This is a genomic window from Psychroserpens sp. Hel_I_66 (assembly GCF_000799465.1).
In the GTDB taxonomy this organism is placed as follows: domain Bacteria; phylum Bacteroidota; class Bacteroidia; order Flavobacteriales; family Flavobacteriaceae; genus Psychroserpens.
Window position 1 is genome coordinate 2,080,834 of sequence record NZ_JUGU01000001.1, and the last position, 19,590, is coordinate 2,100,423.

Annotated in this window: 18 protein-coding genes; 8 read left to right on the forward strand and 10 right to left on the reverse strand. The window is 33.3% G+C overall.

Going from position 1 to position 19,590, the window contains the following annotated elements; genetic code table 11:
• Nucleotides 1-82: 82 nt before the first annotated feature.
• Complete coding sequence (locus GQ40_RS09375; RefSeq protein WP_047547808.1) at nt 83-1,876, forward strand: serine hydrolase; 1,794 nt, start codon at nt 83-85, stop codon at nt 1,874-1,876.
• A 47-nt stretch (nt 1,877-1,923) separates the two neighbouring features.
• Here the strand turns inward: GQ40_RS09375 and GQ40_RS09380 are convergent, their stop codons facing one another.
• Together GQ40_RS09380 and GQ40_RS09385 are read right to left on the reverse strand one after the other, a co-directional pair.
• The gene (locus GQ40_RS09380) at nt 1,924-2,352 is read right to left on the reverse strand and encodes a hypothetical protein (RefSeq protein ID WP_047547810.1); all 429 of its coding nucleotides are present in this window, start codon (nt 2,350-2,352) and stop codon (nt 1,924-1,926) included.
• Between the two features lie 303 nt (nt 2,353-2,655).
• Nucleotides 2,656-3,588, reverse strand: coding sequence for a peptidylprolyl isomerase (locus GQ40_RS09385; protein ID WP_047547812.1), 933 nt, complete (start codon nt 3,586-3,588; stop codon nt 2,656-2,658).
• A 101-nt stretch (nt 3,589-3,689) separates the two neighbouring features.
• Between GQ40_RS09385 and GQ40_RS09390 the strand changes: the two genes are divergently transcribed.
• Nucleotides 3,690-4,142, forward strand: a complete 453-nt coding sequence (locus GQ40_RS09390; RefSeq protein WP_156115563.1) for a hypothetical protein — start codon at nt 3,690-3,692, stop codon at nt 4,140-4,142.
• A gap of 347 nt (nt 4,143-4,489) precedes the next feature.
• Here GQ40_RS09390 and recQ read toward each other — a convergent pair whose 3' ends face one another.
• A complete protein-coding gene (gene recQ, locus GQ40_RS09395; protein WP_047547816.1) occupies nt 4,490-6,691 on the reverse strand; it encodes a DNA helicase RecQ in 2,202 nt (733 codons plus the stop codon).
• 86 nt (nt 6,692-6,777) lie between these two features.
• Here recQ and GQ40_RS09400 point away from each other — a divergent pair, with 86 nt between their 5' ends.
• From GQ40_RS09400 to lptB, 4 genes are all read left to right on the forward strand, one after another.
• Entirely contained in the window at nt 6,778-7,743 is a 966-nt protein-coding gene (locus GQ40_RS09400; RefSeq protein WP_047547818.1) for an SIS domain-containing protein, read from the forward strand.
• Complete coding sequence (tatC, locus tag GQ40_RS09405; protein ID WP_047547820.1) at nt 7,743-8,573, forward strand: twin-arginine translocase subunit TatC; 831 nt, start codon at nt 7,743-7,745, stop codon at nt 8,571-8,573. Before GQ40_RS09400 ends, tatC begins: the two co-directional genes overlap by 1 nt.
• The gene (locus tag GQ40_RS09410; protein ID WP_047547822.1) at nt 8,566-8,925 is read left to right on the forward strand and encodes a carboxymuconolactone decarboxylase family protein; all 360 of its coding nucleotides are present in this window, start codon (nt 8,566-8,568) and stop codon (nt 8,923-8,925) included. The genes tatC and GQ40_RS09410 overlap by 8 nt, the downstream gene beginning before the upstream one ends.
• A gap of 95 nt (nt 8,926-9,020) precedes the next feature.
• Entirely contained in the window at nt 9,021-9,782 is a 762-nt protein-coding gene (lptB, locus tag GQ40_RS09415; RefSeq protein WP_047547825.1) for an LPS export ABC transporter ATP-binding protein, read from the forward strand.
• Between the two features lie 18 nt (nt 9,783-9,800).
• On the opposite strand, the gene GQ40_RS09420 is transcribed toward lptB, so the two are convergent.
• The 3 genes from GQ40_RS09420 to GQ40_RS09430 are packed head-to-tail and all read right to left on the reverse strand — an operon-like array spanning nt 9,801 to nt 12,109.
• Nucleotides 9,801-10,397, reverse strand: a complete 597-nt coding sequence (locus tag GQ40_RS09420; RefSeq protein ID WP_047547827.1) for a hypothetical protein — start codon at nt 10,395-10,397, stop codon at nt 9,801-9,803.
• Nucleotides 10,398-10,426: 29 nt separating this feature from the next.
• Nucleotides 10,427-11,326: a DUF808 domain-containing protein gene (locus GQ40_RS09425; protein ID WP_047547829.1), complete on the reverse strand. Its 900-nt coding sequence runs from the start codon at nt 11,324-11,326 to the stop codon at nt 10,427-10,429.
• A 21-nt stretch (nt 11,327-11,347) separates the two neighbouring features.
• A complete protein-coding gene (locus GQ40_RS09430) occupies nt 11,348-12,109 on the reverse strand; it encodes a CDP-alcohol phosphatidyltransferase family protein (RefSeq protein WP_047547831.1) in 762 nt (253 codons plus the stop codon).
• A 123-nt stretch (nt 12,110-12,232) separates the two neighbouring features.
• On the opposite strand from GQ40_RS09430, the gene GQ40_RS09435 reads away from it, so the two are divergent.
• Together GQ40_RS09435 and lnt are read left to right on the forward strand one after the other, a co-directional pair.
• A complete protein-coding gene (locus GQ40_RS09435) occupies nt 12,233-13,297 on the forward strand; it encodes a PorV/PorQ family protein (RefSeq protein ID WP_081990197.1) in 1,065 nt (354 codons plus the stop codon).
• Nucleotides 13,297-14,889 carry an apolipoprotein N-acyltransferase gene (gene lnt / locus GQ40_RS09440; protein WP_047547835.1) on the forward strand — a complete coding sequence of 531 codons (1,593 nt, stop codon included), beginning with the start codon at nt 13,297-13,299 and terminating at the stop codon, nt 14,887-14,889. Before GQ40_RS09435 ends, lnt begins: the two co-directional genes overlap by 1 nt.
• A 4-nt stretch (nt 14,890-14,893) precedes the next feature.
• Here the strand turns inward: lnt and GQ40_RS09445 are convergent, their stop codons facing one another.
• From GQ40_RS09445 to GQ40_RS09460, 4 genes are all read right to left on the reverse strand, one after another.
• Entirely contained in the window at nt 14,894-16,288 is a 1,395-nt protein-coding gene (locus GQ40_RS09445) for an exopolysaccharide biosynthesis polyprenyl glycosylphosphotransferase (RefSeq protein ID WP_047547837.1), read from the reverse strand.
• A 56-nt stretch (nt 16,289-16,344) separates the two neighbouring features.
• Entirely contained in the window at nt 16,345-17,355 is a 1,011-nt protein-coding gene (locus GQ40_RS09450; protein ID WP_047547838.1) for a glycosyltransferase family 4 protein, read from the reverse strand.
• Entirely contained in the window at nt 17,306-18,670 is a 1,365-nt protein-coding gene (locus GQ40_RS09455; protein ID WP_052184216.1) for an O-antigen ligase family protein, read from the reverse strand. Before GQ40_RS09455 ends, GQ40_RS09450 begins: the two co-directional genes overlap by 50 nt.
• An 85-nt stretch (nt 18,671-18,755) precedes the next feature.
• On the reverse strand, nt 18,756-19,478 hold the full coding sequence (locus GQ40_RS09460) for a transglutaminase domain-containing protein (RefSeq protein ID WP_197052668.1): 723 nt from the start codon (nt 19,476-19,478) through the stop codon (nt 18,756-18,758).
• Nucleotides 19,479-19,590: the final 112 nt, after the last annotated feature.

A 19,590-nucleotide genomic window follows, 5' to 3' on the forward strand; every position in this document is an offset into this window, starting at 1 on the left:
TGTAAAATTAGTTCAAGAATTAAGTAACTTATTGAAAAACTCAACTACTAACAAGTAACGAACTCTTAAAAAAACCAACACAATGAAAAAATTAGCTTTACTTATTTTAAGTTTAATTCTTACCATTTCGGTATCCTCACAGGATAAACGCTTAAAAGGAATTGAAAAGGAATTAAATAAAATTCTTGAAGTAACTCAAACTGCTGGTTACGCTGTAGCTGTAGTTGAGGGCGACAAAATTATTTATGCCAAAGGATTTGGTTACCGTGATTATGAAAATAAAATTGCAGTAGACGCGAATACACTATTTGCTATCGGCTCATCCACAAAAGCATTTACATCTTCACTTTTAGGGATATTGAGAGATGATGATAAATTATCATTTGATCATAATCCTAGACAATATGTGCCAGAATTAGAGTTTTACAATAATGACCTAAATAATAACCTCATCATAAAAGATTTGATGAGGCACAGTACTGGTTTACCTAGACATGATGGATCTTGGTATTATTTTCCAAGTAACAGTAAAGATTCGCTACTAATGCGTATGAAGTACCAAGAACCTTTTACAGGCATTAGACAACAATGGTATTATAATAATTTTGGATTTTTGGCACAAGGTGTAATTACAGAACGTATCACGGGAAAAAGTTGGGAAGACAATTTAAAAGAGCAATTTTTCACACCATTGGAGATGACCAGAACAAATGCCTCTATAGAAGAAATGAAATCCAGTTCAAATGCATCGCTTGGTTACGAAGTAAAAAACGACAATATTAAAAAAATGGACTATTATGATATTGCGGGAATGTCTCCTGCTGGAAGCATAAACAGTAGTGTCAATGATATGTCTAATTGGTTGATAACCTGGATCAATGACGGAAAATTTAAAGGCGAACAAATCATCCCTGAAAACTATATTACAGAAGCGATGAGTTCCCAAATAGTTGTAGGCGGAGGTGTTCCAGATGAAGAATTTCCTGATATCCATTTCGCAAATTACGGTTACGGTTGGTTCTTACAATCTTATAAAGGGCACTATCGTGTAGAGCATGGTGGAAATATAGATGGGTTTTCAGCAAATGTCGCATTGTACCCTAGTGATAATATTGGCATTGTAGTACTGGCAAACCAAAACGGTTCTCCTGTACCATCTTTAGTTAGAAATACAATTTCTGATCGTTTGTTGGGAGTTGAACAATCTGATTGGGTTGGACGATACGAGAAAAACCTCGAAAAGGGAAAAAAAGCACAGGAAGAAGTAGAAAAGGATTCAGAAATCTCAAATGTTAAAAACACCAAACCTTCACATATAAATGTTGATTATACTGGCATATATTCTAATAAGGGATATGGTAATTTTGAAATCATTGCGGAAAATGATTCTTTATTTTCCATACTTAATGGTGATAAATTGTATTTACACCATTTTCACTATGATGTCTTTGAACTTATTGATATGACTGAAAACAAAGTGGACACTACTCAATATGGTAAATCAATAAAGATGGTTTTTACTACTGGTGAAAGTGGCGATATTTCCGAAGCAAAAATTAAGATTGAACCTACTGTTGATGATATTGTTTTTGATCGTGCACCTAATACCATCGACGTAGATACCAAAACATTAGAGACTTATACTGGAGATTATGATATTGCTGGTACCGATTTTAAGATTTTCATAAAAAACGAAGCGCTGCACCTGTTCATTAAAGGGCAACCAGAATATGAATTAATTGCCACCGATAAGCATAAGTTTTCATTTAAAACCCTAGAAGGCTTTAAGATTGAATTTATTGAAGATGAAAACGGGAAGATAACCGAGCTCAAAGCGATACAACCCAATGGTACATTTGTAGCAAAACGGAAATAAATAAAAGTTTAGTTTAAAAGAGAAAAGCACTTGATCAAGTGCTTTTTTTAATTATCAACTTCTGCTAAAATTATATCTGTTGCCCACTGTATCGCTGCATCAATAGAATTAAATCGTTTTATTTTTTTATTGAAAAACAGGTTTTCAATAACTGTGTTTAAAACGCTACCTTGTGTATATCCAACTACTCCGTAACCCTTTAAACCATAGCTATGGGTAAAAAACTTAAGCCAATCGTTAGGTTTAACTGCATATGAATTGATACGGTGGGAAATATAGACAACATCGTTACCATCTGTACTTAAAAAAGTCGATACATCGTCTACAATTTGTTTTGCATGATGCTCCCAAGTGAATATTATACCTTCATTGATTTCAGATATGACATATCCCTTAAAAATAAAAACATTACCAAAACTGTAGGTTAATTCTTTTAAAACATTATTGTATAAGTGGGTGCTTTTAATACTGTTCATTGACGCAATTTACAATTTTAATACACCTTTTTAAATTTTTTTTATGTGTTTTATTCTAAATAAGAAATAAATTTCTATTATATAATTATAAATGAATTAGTTATAGATAAGACTATTTTAGTGATGTATTATCAAATTTCTTCGGAAAATTTATCCTTAATACTAAACCCAACCAAAGCTTCGTTCTTAAGTATATTGAATTGAATAACAGTCCTTTACATTTCAATTATATCAACTGTTTTAGCTTATAAAATAAAAAAGCACCAATTTAATTGGTGCTTTTTTTATTCTTTAAATATATTTTTATTTAACAGCCATCAATTCTACATCAAAAACCAATGTAGCATTTGGCGGTATTACTCCACCTGCTCCAGCAGAACCATAACCTAAATCGCTTGGTATAACCAAACGAGCTTTATCACCAACATTCAATAAACAGATACCTTCATCCCATCCCGATATAACTTGACCCACACCTACTTGAAAATCTAAAGGTGCATTTCTTTTATATGAAGAATCAAATACAGTACCATCTGCTAACTGTCCTTTATAATGTACAGATACCATTTTTCCTTTCTCTGCAGCTTTACCAGTTCCTTTTTGGATGATCTGGTAACGTAATCCGCTTTTTGTTTCCTCAAAGCCAGATGCTAGTTTATCTAATTCTGCTCTTGCAGCTTCACGCTCTGCCTCAACACGCTTTTCTCTTGCGCCTTCAAAAGTTCTAAATGCTTCTACAGCATTAAAGCTTTCTGCGTCTGCTCCAACTCTTAATATTTCTAATGTTTCGATTTCATCTCCTTGAGCGATAGCATTAACGACATCTTGTCCCTCAATCACTTTTCCGAAGACCGTATGCATATTATCCAACCATGGCGTTTCAATATGTGTGATAAAAAACTGACTTCCATTAGTTCCTGGTCCAGCATTTGCCATAGACAACACACCTGGTGCATCATGTTTTAAATCTGGGTGAAACTCATCATCAAACTTATAACCTGGATTTCCCGTTCCTGTCCCAAGAGGGCAACCTCCTTGGATCATAAAATCTGGAATGACTCTATGAAATTTCAATCCATCATAATAAGGTGTCCCTTGAGGTTTCACATCGTTTTCTAGATTTCCTTCAGCTAAAGCAACGAAATTACCTACCGTTCCTGGTGTTTTCTCAAATTCTAAAGCGACTAAAATCTCGCCTTTTGTTGTATTAAATTTTGCGTATAAACCGTCTTGCATTGTATTATATTTTAATTGAGTTGCAAAGATATGAAACTAAGTTAGAAGCACAATTTGGAATTACTAGCAATTACTTTAGCTTTGTAAAAAAGAATAGTTTTATGAGTTTTATTACGAAATTAAAGGCTGCCTTCGGAAATCCCAGAGCAATGGAGAAATTGCATGTCGATGACCATACCGAAGCTATCATCAATGATATTGAGCATACGCCTTTTGCAATTGCTGAAGATAATGTCTTGTATGCTGGACTTAATGAGCTTGGTGGTTATTATTTTATGCAGACTGTTATTGTCGGCTCTTTTCATACTAAAACAAAAAAAGGCGCTCAACTAAAAATTATTGGTAATGATTTTGAACTTCTTTTAAATTCTGATATGGTTGAACTTGAGTCTGACCATTCCAACGTTTCCAATAGAAGTATCTCAAAGATAGATTTTCAAATTGAAGAGGCAGATGCTGCCAAAATTGAAAAACCTAATCTAAAAAACTTAGTGCTCACTTGTAAGAAGCAAAAGGTAGTTTTTGATATGTATGAGAGTGATGAAGAGGAGTAAATTTCTTTTATAAAATTTATATCTACAATAAATATCGCATCCAAGCTATAAAAGTTGCTAGAAAAAAAAGAAAAATGCCATTTTTCTACTTTTAGGAGCAGAGTTTTTACAGATGATGATAGCATATTTAAAAATGAAGTTATTCTTTTCAAAAAAATAACTAAACAAAAAAATTAAACCAATCAACTGGATGTAAATACTTAAATAAATATTTGGATGCGTTCGTTGCTTAAAATTAACTATAAACAATGTAAAGAAAACTAATAAAACACATATTATAATGTATAAAATGTAAAAATATGAGCTATTCCATTTTTTCAATAACTTCATTAAATTTCAAAAATTAATCAATTCGCCACCTCACTAATAAATTTAATGCGATAAAGTCTTAACTCTTCATCATCGTAATCGCCATCAAATTCTGCGATTGCATCATCTATTTTATCGGTTTCAGAATCCATAAAATAATCGTGGATTTCTTCTTGTTGATCTTCATCTAAAATATCATCCAGCCAGTAATTGATGTTCAGCTTGGTACCAGAATAAACAATGGCTTCCATTTCTTTTATAAAATCCTGCATATTCATTCCTTTACTGGAGGCAATATCCGTTAACGGTAATTTCCTATCTACATTTTGAATGATGTATAATTTTATGGCAGAGTTTGAGCCTGTACTTTTAACTATAAAATCATCTGGTCTTTCAATTTCATTATCCTCAACATATTGGGAAATCAAGGCTACAAAATCTTTTCCATATTTTTTGGCTTTTCCGTCACCTACACCATGAACATTACTTAATTCTTCAATCGTGATTGGATATTTTAGAGCCATATCCTCTAAGGATGGATCTTGAAAAATCACAAATGGCGGTACTCCTAAGGATTTAGCATTTCGCTTTCTTAAATCTTTAAGCATTTTCATTAAGGTTTCATCTACTACGCCACCACTACCTTTTGCTGCTGTGATTATTCCATCATCTGTATCTTCATCAAAGACGTGATCTTCAGTCATTAAAAACGACTGTGGCGATTTAATAAATGCCTTACCTTCTTCTGGTATACGCAGAACTCCGTAGGTTTCGATATCCTTTTTAAGGTAACCAGCTACAAGAACCTGACGTATCAATGCCATCCAATAGCGTTTGTCACGGTCTTTCCCAATTCCGAAGAAAGGTAACGTGTCCGTTTTATGAGAAGATATAAGTGCGTTTGTTTTTCCAACCAATACTTGAACCAAATCTTTGGATTTGTACTTTTCATTGGTTTTCTCTACCGTTTCTAGTAAGGTAACGACCTCATCTTTGGCTTCATGTTGTTTCTTCGGAAAGCGAACATTATCATCCATATCTCCGCCTTCTCCTGTCTCATTGTCAAATTCCTCACCAAAATAATGAAGTATAAATTTCCTTCTCGATACTGAAGTTTCTGCAAAAGCAACAACTTCTTGAAGCAATGCTTGTCCAATTTCTTGCTCTGCCACCGGTTTTCCGGACATGAATTTTTCTAATTTCTCAATATCCTTATAAGCATAATAAGCTAAACAATGACCTTCACCTCCATCACGTCCTGCACGACCAGTTTCTTGATAATAGCTTTCTATACTTTTTGGAATATCATGATGAATCACAAAACGCACGTCTGGTTTATCGATTCCCATCCCAAAAGCGATTGTTGCGACCACAACGTCGCAATCTTCCATCAAAAACATGTCTTGGTGCTTCACTCTGGTTTTGGGATCTAAACCTGCATGATATGGCACAGCTTTTATACCGTTTACTTGTAAAACTTGAGCTAATTCTTCAACACGCTTTCTGCTTAAACAATAAATAATACCAGATTTACCTTCATTCTTTTTAACAAAACGAATAATATCTGAATCTACATTTTTGGTTTTAGGGCGTATTTCGTAATACAAATTAGGTCTATTAAATGATGCCTTAAAGGTGGTGGCATCCTGTATATCTAGACTTTTTAAAATGTCTTCTTGCACTTTTGGCGTTGCAGTTGCTGTTAAACCTATAATTGGAATATTATCACCTATACGTTTTATTATATGACGTAAGTTGCGATACTCTGGTCTAAAATCGTGTCCCCATTCACTAATACAATGGGCTTCATCTACAGCCATAAATGATATGGTAACAGATCGAAGAAACTCAACGTGTTCTTCTTTTGTGAGAGACTCTGGAGCTACATATAGTAATTTTGTAACACCATTAACGATGTCTTCCTTAACCTGTTTGACCTCTGTTTTATTTAGTGAAGAATTTAGAACATGCGCAACGCCATCTTCATTTGAAATACCACGAATGGCATCAACTTGATTTTTCATTAAGGCAATTAGTGGCGACACTATAATTGCAGTACCTTCTTTTATTAATGCTGGTAGTTGGTAACATAAAGATTTACCGCCTCCAGTTGGCATAATAACAAATACATCCTCACCTGCAACAACGCTTTCTATAACACTTTCTTGAAGTCCTTTAAATTTTGAAAAACCGAAGTAATGTTTAAGTTCAGAATGTATATCAATTTCTTTTGTACTCATTAATCCCTATTAGTATTTTTGATACATTTGCATAAGACTAAAGATAACAATTTCTTTATACCCATCAAACTCAAAAAAAATTAATTTTGAAAAGCAACCAATCTATTCTTGAAACTGCTAGAAAAACAATAGATTTAGAACGTGACGCCATAGCTAATTTAAGTCATTTATTAACCGATGATTTTGCTAATGCGGTAACATTAATTTATAATTCTAAAGGTCGAGTAATTATTACAGGTATTGGCAAAAGTGCCATTATAGCTAATAAGATCGTAGCTACATTAAATTCTACCGGTACACCATCTGTATTTATGCATGCTGCAGATGCCATTCATGGAGATTTAGGATTAATCTTAGAGGATGATATTGTGATTTGTATTTCTAAAAGCGGAAATACGCCAGAAATAAAAGTTTTAGTCCCTTTCATTAAAAATGCAAAAAACAAGTTGATTGCTATTACGGGAAATACTAATTCGTTTTTAGGTCAACAAGCAGATTATATTTTAAATGCTCATGTTGAACAAGAAGCTTGTCCAAATAATTTGGCTCCAACCACGAGTACAACTGCACAATTAGTAATTGGTGATGCACTAGCTGTTTGTCTATTGGAAATTCGCGAATTTTCAAGTAAGGACTTTGCAAAATACCATCCAGGTGGTGCTTTAGGTAAACGATTGTATATGCGCGTGAGTGATTTATCTACTCTAAACCTTAAGCCTCAAGTACAACTTCATACAAGTGTAAAAGATGTGATCGTAGAAATTTCAGAAAAAATGCTTGGTGTAACAGCGGTCGTAGATAACAATAAGATCACTGGCATCATAACAGATGGTGATTTAAGGAGAATGCTCACAAAAAGTGATGAATTTCTTCATTTAACTGCCAAAGAGATTATGAGCGATAATCCAAAACGAATTGAAGAGGATGCAATGGCTATTGATGCTATGGAACTGATGGAGTCTCATGGGATTTCTCAACTATTGGTTGAAAAAGAGGGCAAATACGCAGGTGTCATCCATATTCATGATTTAATTAAAGAAGGTATTATATAATGGCGAAAAACAAAACTGATGAAATGTCTTTTTTAGACCATCTTGAAGACTTAAGATGGCATTTAATTAGAATCACTTTATCGATCCTGATCTGTGCAACTGTAGCATTTATATTTAGTAGAGCTATATTTAAATATGTAATTTTTGCACCCAAACAAATGGATTTCCCAACCTATAAATGGTTGTGTAAAGTTTCAGAATTTATAGGGATTAATGATACCACGTTTTGTGCTGCGGAATTTCCTTTTAAAATTACAAGTTTAGAAATGTCCTCTCAATTTTCAGCAGATATTTGGACTTCTATTTATGCTGGATTTATAATAGCATTTCCATATATTATTTACCAGGTTTGGAGTTTTATAAGTCCAGGGTTACATTCTAATGAGCGTAAGCATTCGAGAGGTTTTATAATCGTAACATCACTACTTTTCTTTATTGGTGTTCTTTTTGGGTATTATATCGTGACACCTTTATCTATAAACTTCTTAGCCAATTACAGTATTAGTCCAGATATTGATAATCAATTTCAAATTAGCTCTTACATTGCTTTGATTAGATCGTCTTCTTTGGCATCTGGTTTTGTTTTTGAGCTTCCTATAATTATCTATTTTTTAACTAAAATAGGCTTGGTGACACCTCAATTAATGAAAAAATATAGAAAGTTTGCCTTAGTAATTGTTCTTATTCTTTCTGCTATAATTACACCTCCAGACTTAGCTAGTCAGGTCATTGTTGCAATTCCAATCTTAATTTTATACCAAATAAGTATTTTTATTTCAAAAATTGTTGTTAGAAACCAAAACAAAAAACAAGAAAAAGTAAATGTCTGATATCGTTACTGAATTTAATGACTATCGTTCTAAAATGAACGATACCATCCTTGAGGATAATAATAAAATCATCAAGCGTATTTTTAATCTTGACACCAATGCTTTTGCTGAAGGTGGAGCTCTAGATAAAAAAACAAAAGAGCTTTTAGGATTAGTGGCCTCTACTGTTTTAAGATGTGATGACTGTGTGAAATACCACTTAGAATCAAGCCATAAAATAGGTTTAAAAAAAGAGGAAGTTGTCGAAGCATTGGGCATTGCGACTTTGGTTGGAGGTACAATTGTAATTCCGCACTTGAGAAGAGCTTATGAGTATTGGGATGCATTGGAGAAACATTCCGAAGAAAAATAAATTCAATACCGAAGTGTTTTAACTTCCGTTAAACTTATAATAAACTAAAAAGTAAGTCCTTTTGAAATTGCTATTTTAGCGATTATTACATAATTATGAAAAAGCTTAGAGCCGAGAATTTAATGAAGTCCTACAACGGACGAAAAGTTGTAAAAGACGTATCGCTGGAGGTTAATCAAGGTGAGATCGTTGGATTATTGGGACCAAATGGTGCTGGTAAAACCACTTCTTTTTACATGATCGTTGGGCTTATTAAACCAAATGGCGGAAGCATTTTTTTAGAGGGAGATAATATTACCAATTACCCAATGTACAAGCGTGCTCAAATTGGGATTGGGTATTTGGCGCAAGAAGCTTCAGTATTTAGAAAGTTGAGTATTGAGGATAACATTTTGAGTGTGCTCCAAATGACGAAATTGAGCAAGAAAGAGCAACAGGCTAAAATGGAATCATTAATTGATGAGTTTAGTTTAGGACATATTCGCAAAAATCGAGGTGATCTGCTTTCTGGTGGTGAGCGTCGTCGTACCGAAATTGCTCGTGCATTAGCTACAGATCCCGATTTTATTTTATTGGATGAGCCTTTTGCTGGAGTTGATCCCGTTGCTGTTGAGGATATTCAGCGTATCATCGCACAATTAACCAAAAAGAATATTGGGATTTTGATTACAGATCACAATGTGCAGGAAACCTTGGCAATTACAGATAGAACCTATTTAATGTTTGAAGGTAGCATTTTAAAAGCTGGAGAACCTGAAGAATTGGCAAGTGACGAAATGGTACGTAAAGTGTATTTAGGCCAAAACTTTGAACTTCGTAAAAAGAAGTTGAATTTTGAAACGATTCAAGAGAAATAATCATTATTTTCTCATTTACTATCCTCTTCTACGCTCTAATAATACCATCATCATAAAACTTAAAACGATACGTTCGTCATCATCGTTATCAATGGGCTTGAGTTTTGAGAGTTTAAATTTTCTTCCGAAGAAGGAAGGCTCTTTTTTAAGTTGACAGATATCCTCTCCTTTTAAATCGGTCACTTTATAGGTTGGATTGAATAAATAACCAGAAAACCCTCCAACAATTGGGATTTGTCCCAGCATAGAATCCATCACTTTTACCCAAGCATTTTCTTCTCTAATATGATACTGTAGTTTTTGATTTTGATCAATAATTTCATAATGCGCTTTCCAAATGGAAGCCCAACCTTTCCTGGCAATCTTACCTATTTCTATGCCTTGAGCGTCTTTAAAGCTGTAAGCTGCAGAGAAATCTATCCATTTATCTGCCCGGATATTATATATTAAATTGCTCTTATTTTCGTGGTCGTAAATATTTATATCTTCTTTGAGTTTAAACATTTTTTGTCTCACATAAGCAACAGTTTTGCCTGTGGCATCCTTTGCAGAAAAATCATTGGATAATGTCGTGACGTTAAATGTGAAATTTATTGGGAATTTGAGGTCTTTCATAGATGATTACTATAGATGGATTTATGTTTTTAATGCTGCTCAGTTTTATGTTTCGTCTTGAATAAACGACCATACAACCACTTTAATAATTTAACAACGATTACTGCTATTGCTCCTACTATCAATCCTAAAATAAAATCCCTTAGCATTGATGGGATTTGTTCTAAAAAGTGATGTAAGAATTCAAGGTTATGGGCAAATATCCCTCCAGAAACCAATAGAAGCGCGATGGTCCCAATTACCGATAAACTTTTGATGATTTTTGGTAAAGCCTGTACCAAAAAATTACCAATATAATAGGTCACATTTTTTTTGCCATCACTTAATTTAACCAATCGCAATCCCAAATCATCCATTCTCACGATAAGGGCTACAATTCCGTAAACCCCAACAGTTGCTATAATTGCGACAATGGATACAACAAGAATTTGAAATAGTAATTCTTGTCCTACAACAGTTCCCAAAGCAATAATTACAATTTCTACGGAAAGTATAAAATCGGTTAAAATCGCAGATTTAATCTTAGATTTCTCTAATTCCAGTAATTCTTCCTTTGTGAGATTCTCTTTGAGGTCAATTGTTGTATGTTTTTCATGAGGCACGAAATATTCGTATATTTTTTCTACACCTTCGTAAGCCAAATAAACACCTCCAATAATTAAAATAACGGTTACAGCCCAAGGTAAAAACGCACTTAATAAAAATGCTACAGGTAAAATAATCAACTTGTTGAGCATTGAGCCCTTTGTAATGGCCCAAAGTACAGGGATTTCCCTAGATGCTACAAACCCTGAAGCTTTCTCAGCATTTACCGCCAAGTCATCACCTAAAATCCCTGCTGTTTTTTTAGTTGTAATCTTACTCATTGCAGCAACATCATCCATGAGTGCTCCAATATCATCTAACAATGCAAAAAATCCTGATGCCATTACTATGTATATAAAGTATTTTTAAATTGTTTTTGTCGTTATATTTTGAATTACAGAAAGCAAAATATATAATGCGATTATTAAAGGTATCGCAATAAAATGAAGGGTTATCAACAATATAACCGTAGAGATAATCAATACATATCTAAACTTATTATTTGCCAAACTATAGTCCTTAAACTTTAAGGCAAACAGTTTGATTGTTGAATTCAATAAATAACAGCTTATCAAAGTAAACGCAATCAAAAACCAAGTATTTAAAATCAATGAAGTTGCGAAGTTGCTATTCTGAAATTCTATAATCAACGGTAATGATAATATCAATAACGCATTGGCTGGTGTAGGCAGACCTTTGAAATAAGTTTGTTGATCTTCATCAATATTGAATTTTGCCAGTCTATATGCAGATGCCAAAGTAACAAACAAGCCAATTAGCGCAACTACTGAGATATTAATCCCTGACCAATTCATGTTTGAAGTCCACTCTTGGTTTGTAACAATTTCCGGAGCATTAATTCTTGTTGAAATTAGTTTGAACATGACAATGCCAGGCACCAAACCGCTCGTGACCATATCTGCCAGAGAATCCAATTGAATTCCCAAAGGACTCTGGACATTAAGTTTTCTTGCGAGTAAGCCATCAAAGAAATCGAAGAAAATTCCGAGGAAAACAAAAACAGCTGCAGCCACAAAGTTATTGTGTACAGCAAAGATGACCGCTATACTTCCGCAGAACAAATTAAGCAGCGTAATTAAATTGGGAATGTACTTTTTTACAGACATATAAAAGATTTATGTAAAAATAGCAAACTATTTACGACTAACACAAAACAAAGGCAATATCTAGCACTTTTTCAAGTTTAATAGGTGAAAAATATTGTGCATCTTTGTAAAAAATTTTTGCTGTTGAAAACGTACCTATTCATTGCCTCGACTTTGATAACATTTTTTTGTACTGCCCAGACTAAATATTCTAATGAATTTTTGAATATTGGTGTTGACGCAGCTGCTCTTGGTATGAGCAATAGTGTGGTTTCCCATACTGGAGATGTGAATTCTGGATATTGGAATCCTGCTGGTTTGGTTAATTTAGAAGATAATGAATTAGCCTTATTACATTCTAGTTATTTTGCCAATATTGCCAATTATAATTACATCGCATTTGCAAAACCACTTGATGATAGAAGTGCTATCGCACTGTCATTGATTCGTTTTGGAGTGGACGATATTTTAGATACTACACAGCTTATAGATGACCAAGGAAACATCAATTATGACCGTGTAAGTTTGTTTTCTACTGCAGATTATGCACTTACTTTTTCTTATGCCAGAAAACTTCCACTTGACGGTCTAAGTTATGGTGTAAACGCTAAAGTCGTTAGAAGAATTATTGGGGATTTTGCTAATTCTTGGGGATTTGGTTTAGATGCTGGGATTCAATTTGAAGGTCAAAATGACTGGAAATTCGGTATCATGGCTCGAGACATTACTACCACTTTCAATGCCTGGTCTTTTGATGATGATAAATTAGCAGACATCCAAAACGCTATTGAAGGTCAAAACCAAACCGTACCAGAAAAAACAGAACTTACCATCCCAAAATTACAGGTGGGAATGTCCAAGAAATTTATTTTTCATTACGATTATTCTTTATTGGCATCGTTTGATTTAAACGTAAGATTTGAACAAAATAATGATATCGTATCTAGCTCGTTTGCCAGTGTCAATCCCGCTTTGGGGTTTGAGTTTGGCTATACAGATCTCGTTTTTTTAAGAGCTGGAGCTGGTAACTTTCAAAATGAACTTCAAATAGATAATAGCGAAGATTTGACGTTTCAGCCTAGTTTGGGGTTAGGTTTCAAATACAGAGGCATACAAATAGATTATGCTTTTACAGATATTGGAGACCAAAGCGCTGCTTTATACTCCAATGTATTTTCTTTAAAACTCGATTTTAGTATCTTTAGATAGTGAAAAAAATCTTACTTGCCTTATCATCTGGAATTATTTTAGCATTGGCGTGGCCAACTTATGGCTTTCCGCTCCTGTTATTTTTTGCATTTGTCCCTCTACTTCTTGCTGAACGTCAATTACGATTATCACAAGTAAAACGAAAAGGATTAAAAGTTTTCGGGTTAGCATATCTCTCATTTTTTATATGGAATCTTATCACAACAAGCTGGTTAAGATTCGCCAGCATATTTGGTGCAAGCTTTGCTGTTTTAGTCAATACCGCATTGATGGCCTTGTTGTTTTTACTTTACCACAAATATGCTAAAAGACAATCTACAAATAGATCGCTATTATTTTTAGTTGCACTTTGGATAAGTTTTGAAAAACTGCATCTCATATGGGAGTTCTCTTGGCCTTGGCTAAATTTGGGTAACGGTTTTTCTGAATATATCACTTGGATCCAATGGTACGAATACACGGGAACTTTTGGCGGTACCCTTTGGGTTTGGATTTTAAATGTCGTGATTTTTAAAGGTATCCTATCTTATCAAAACAAAAAATCTAAACGGGATTTAAAATTTTTACTGCTGAAATGTGCTGGACTTATAATCGTGCCTATTCTTATTTCCTTCGGAATTTTTAAAACATATTCACATGAAGGAGAAACGGTTGATGTTGTTGTTTTGCAACCTAATATTGATCCATATTCGGAAAAATACAATATGACGAATCTCAAATTTGCTGATTTGTTTTTTGAATTATCCAATTCTAAAATCACAGATGAAACCGATTTCGTGATAGCTCCAGAAACGTTTCTAGCCGAAAGCACACGTCTTCCCGAATTTGATAATTCCTTACTAAAAAATAGATTTGACCAGTATGTTGGCGAGCATCCAAATGTGAATGTATTGACAGGTGTGTCTTTTATTGACACATTCAGCAATCCACAACTTATAAAAAAAGAAACAAATCAATACAGTAAAACGCTCTGGTATGATGATTATAACTCTGCAATTTTAATAAATTCTAATAACAAGGTTCAATATTACAATAAATCCAGATTGGTGGTTGGGATTGAGAATTTCCCATATCAAGATATTTTGAAACCACTTATAGGTGATGCGATGATTGACCTGGGAGGTACTGTAGCTATGAAAACAACTCAAGATTACAGAGGTGTTTTTACATCTTCTAACTCTAAATTTAAAGTTGGACCCATAATTTGTTATGAATCGGTTTATGGAGAATTTGTAACAGGATATGTACGAAATGAAGCTAATTTTCTGTCTATAATTACCAATGATGCTTGGTGGAACGAAACTCAAGGCCATAAGCAACATTTAAGTTATGCGAGCTTACGTGCTATTGAGACCAGACGTGACATTGCAAGAAGTGCTAATAATGGGATTTCTGCAATAATTAACGCTAAAGGTGAGATTACAAGTAGTTTGGCTTATGGGGAAAAAGGCGCATTATCTGGTAAAATCACTACAAATGATAAAATGACATTTTATGTTTTGGCTGGTGATTATATTGCCAGAATTGCTTTTTTTATTCTAGTTTTTGTGAGCTTGATTGGATTCTTCCGTAGAAAAAAAGAAAAACTATAGATTTTTATTGTCCTCTGTAATACAGAATTGTACTTAAGGTTTTCACGATAATATTGATATCTAAAAATACGCTTCTACGTTTTATGTAATACAAATCATATTGTAATTTGGTTAAACTATCATCAACAGACGAGCCATAGCGTGTATTTACCTGTGCCCAACCTGTAAGACCTGGTTTTACAATGTGTCGCGTCTCATAAAAAGGGATGATACGTGATAGCTCATGGACAAAAAACGGTCGCTCAGGTCGTGGACCAATAATGCTCATCTCACCTTTAAGCACATTGATGAATTGAGGAATTTCATCTATTCTAGATCGTCTTAGAAATTTACCAAATTGAGTAATTCTCACATCATCTTTTTGAGCCCATTCCGCTCTTCCGTTTTCTGCATTGACGATCATGCTACGCAGTTTTACGATTTGAAATGGCTTTCCGTTTTTACCTACTCTTTCCTGGGTATATAATAGAGGGCCTTTGTTTGCTATTAAATTTCCGAAGAAAATTATTGGCGAAATAAGAAGTCCAAATAACAATCCCAATATGGAGAATAGAATATCAAACGTTCTATGGAAAAACAGGTATAATGTGTTTTGATTACTTCTGCTGAAGGGAAAATATTTGTAAAAATCCTTTCCTACAAACTGAACTGGAACGCGATAGGTAATCTCCTCATATACTTGCGTGTATTCTCTAATTATAAATCCTTGATCTAAAAGCGAAATAAGATCGTGGTAGATTTCTGGTGTTATTGTTTCAGAATTATAACTAGCAACTAAAACTTCGGAGATTTTTTGATCTCTTATGACATTGAGTAGATCCTTGGCTTTGAACTCTTTTAAACCTTTGAATTTTATTGGCGAATCTGCTTCAGATTCAGAATTAATAAATCCAACAATTTTATAGTTGGGATCTGACTGATTTAAAGGTTTTATTATATTTTCTATATTGGAAATCTCCCCAACCAATAGTACTTTTTTATAGAATCTTGGGGTGGAAATAAAGGCTATATATGCCCATCTCCATAAAAATATGGTAATAATTATCGTTAAATAAAAATATAGAATATGAAGTCTTTGTTCTGGCAAAAAAGGTGTTACTACAGGAGTAAGCATATAAAACAGTACTGTTGTAGATGATGTAAGTACAATATTTCTAAAAGTGACATCCAATTTGCTTGACTTTTGGAGATCGTAAATCTCAAAAATTGTCCCAAATACTGTTATATAAACAGCAAGTACGGTTAATGATGTTACATTTTGAAAATTTACTGTTAAATAATCATATTTAACGACATATGGCAACGCATATAAACCTAGAAATATGACACAGATATCGAAAATGCGAAGTAGTATTTTACGTTCGGATACTTCAAAATGTATATCTTTTTTACGACTCATTATCTGTGTTAGAATATTTGTAAATATAACAAGTTATAGAAGTTTTAACAATTATCTTAGTTTAAGATGTCTAACCATTTTAATTTGATTTTTGCCCAATCAAATGTCTCTGCTTTTATCCTTGCATTTTTGATAATTTCTTCTCGTTTGATATTATTTTTTAAAATTTCAACAATGGCATTAACCATTTCGTCTACATGATCTTTTTTGACAAGAATACCGTCTCTGCCGGTTTCTATTAAATATGGCATTCCTCCAACATTGGTTGAAACCACAGGTAAACCTAATGCCATAGCTTCTACAACACTAACTGGTGAATTATCAAAATTAGTGGTATTGATAAACACGTTATAGTCTTTAGAGAGATTTATCCATTCTTTTTTACTTAATTTACCTGTAAATTTCACGTCAACATTTAATTGTTGAGCTAATGCTTTAATTTCTTTTAAGCTACCGTCACTATCAGGACCAACCATACATAATTGCGCATTTGGATATGTTTTTCTTAAAGACTTAAATACATTTACTGCAAGTTTTGGATTATATATTTCTGAAAATGATCTTACCCATAATAATTTAGGAACTTCATATGTTTTTTGGAATAGATTATAATTTTTGATCTCTAGTGTATTTGGGATATAAACCATATTATGAAGACCATAATTGTTAAATGAAATTTTAAGGTAATTTGATGGAGAGACATTACACTTTGCATTTTTAAAGATCATCCCACTCATTTTAGGATTCGATTGTAATCTGGAAGGCAGATTACCACCATGTAAAATTGTAAAATATTTTAGATCTAGAATTCTACACAATTGACTGATAATAAATGCATAATAAAAATTTTGAGTACTATAAGTATCTATTATAACTACATCGACTTTTTTAAAAAAACTAAGACAAGATTTAATCATATCAAACAACCTCAATGCCTTGTTAGTTTTTGATGATGCATATTGAACATGATAGCCTTCACTTTCCAATAACGGTCCAAGAATTTGAATCCCAGAAATATTAGACTTGCTGTTCTTTAAGTTGTTTCCTATGTAAAGGATATTTTTCATTTACGACATTTAAAAGAGCTAGAGAATAGATAAAAGCGGGTGCTGCTATGCGCATTGAGGAGTGATTTATAGTGGCAAACCAGAAGGCCAAGAATGCAAAAAAATAGTAGTTTTTTTTATTATTTGCTCTTAAATCAAGCGGTTTAAATATTAAAATGATTAAAATAATCACACCTAAAAGTCCATGTTCTGCTAAAGTTCTACTAATTTCATTATGAGAAGTCACGCCTTGCCCCTCCTCTTCAATACGTCTGTCTTTTGCGCGACTGGATCCAATACCTAAAAAAGGATTAGTAATAAAACCATCAATTTCTTCTAAGAATAAAGTTTTACGACCTGTAGTAACATCTTGTTTCTGCACTCCTCTTGCATTTTGATTAGCATAACGTTTATCTGTAAGCCCACTACTTTGGCTAGAACTCACAAACCAAGCGATAACTAAAGCTGAACTAAATAGTACAAATACTCCAATAACCTGATTCTTAGCTTTTGATTTAGCCTGAATAAAATAATAGAATAAAAAAATCAAAATACAAAACACCCCTACTATAACACCTCCTCTACTTAAAGTAACTACAGCACGATAAGATATAAATATCAATAATATCATGTTGAAAACGCGAATACCCATAGTTTTCGAATTGATAAATAGACGTACTCCCAGAATAAACATTCCAAGACCCAAAACAGTCGCTACCTGGTTTGAACCAAAACCACCTGCAGCTTCTCTATTAGACGCTGTACTCGTTAAAACATCTTGTAAATCTGGTGCGTAGAAATATATATATGCAGTATGTGTTAAAATGGGAAGTAGCATATATAATAAAATTTGAGACATTTGCTTATAGGATACCCTCTTGTCATAACAAAATAAGGCAGCTAATCCTAAACAAACAGGCCCACTTAATACAAATGCTATATTCGTTCTAAAATTAGCATCAAAGCTCAATGTCGTTGATGCCACGAAAATAGATGGAATTAAGAGCATGATGTATATAAAATAAGGATATCCCCTTCCTGAAATACCTTTATAGAACATACCCATTATAATGAATACTATTACTAAATATTTTCCTGCTTCGTACGAAATAGCACCTTTTGTTGTGCGTAAGAAAACCTCTGCTCCAACAAAATAAGCACATGCTTTTAAAATTTCAAACGTTTTTTGACTATCTGAAACTAAAATAATTCGATACAAAAAATATAATAATGCCGAAGCAAAATACACTTTTGCCAAACTCTCATTTAGATAAATGATAAGTCCAATGGCAATATGAAAACCTACAGCTGAAAGATATGTTATATTGGTTTTCACAAGTTAATGGATGGATTTAGAAATTGAATGTGATTTTCAAATATCACAAATTTCAAATTGTACAATACTAAAATTGAAATAATATTCAACTAAAAATTCTTTTGTAATCACCGTAAGGAAAACGGTAATGATAACTTTTCCCACAAAGATACAGTAAAAAGTGAGTAACGAAGACAGGAATATGAGGTCGGGTACGTTTCAGTATGTTATCGTAAGTCCTGTTAGAATAATTACAGATTAGAAAGGGAATAGTATCTGGATGCAAATAGTTTTTCGTTATGTTTTTTGGATTTACTTTTTTTGCTTCATTAAACGTTTTAAAATAGATCTGTTTATTCTTCGGAAAGTTCTCATAAAGCTCTACAACAGATAATGGCAGTTCCTCTTTTTCCGCATAAAAAAATAGACTATTAGAGACATCTATAAGAATCCATTTATTTAAATCCCTAGAAAACACTTCGTTAAATGAATGTCCACCATATGTAGTATCAAAAGGCGCTCTGGTATTGCCCCATTCTCTAACCTTTATATCGTTGATAACGCAAAAATTATTGAATACTTGAGCCATATCACTGCATACACCTCCCTTACCAGAGAGCATAATGTCAAGTGCAGCTTCAGAGGGCTCACTAAGTCCTGGACCTCCCTTTATATTGTTTTGCAACCAAAGACTGAGATGCTTTACCAAATCTAAATCTGTCTTTGGCTCAATGTGTTCAAAGATTATCTCATTGATTTTATAGAATGCTTTTGGAATATCCTGAAATTTATTAATCTGGTTATATGTAAAATCCTCTATCTCCTCCACACTAGAGTTCTTAGACAGCAATTTAAAACGAGCCACGTACAAAAGTGGATGGCGCTTTAAGAGCCAAGATATCCTATTTAAAACCATTGATCATCTGTAAGTTAATAGCAAA